At 43.5% G+C, this 246-nt stretch carries 1 protein-coding gene; it reads right to left on the reverse strand.

Annotated features, from left to right (window positions below; genetic code table 11):
- The coding region (locus SB751_RS34050) for a response regulator (RefSeq protein WP_410749504.1) at positions 1-246 on the reverse strand (246 nt) is incomplete at both ends.

The raw sequence follows: 246 nt of genomic DNA on the forward strand, positions 1-246 counted from the left end.
GTAATCTGTAACAATTAAATCGAATGATTGATTATTAAGCATTTCAATCGCTTGTTTACCGTCTTCAGCCTCTACAGGTTCAGGAATACCCATTCCCGCTAGCACTCGTATTATATGTTTTCGTGCAAAGCGACTGTCATCAACCACCAACACACGAAGTAAAGTGACATCAAAGTGCTCTAGCTCCACCTCTTGCTCGCTAATAATATCCAGAGTCGCTTTAAGCGCACGGGTGATCTCGTCGGC

This window comes from Cupriavidus sp. SIMBA_020, from assembly GCF_046535395.1.
Lineage (GTDB): Bacteria > Pseudomonadota > Gammaproteobacteria > Burkholderiales > Burkholderiaceae > Cupriavidus > Cupriavidus campinensis.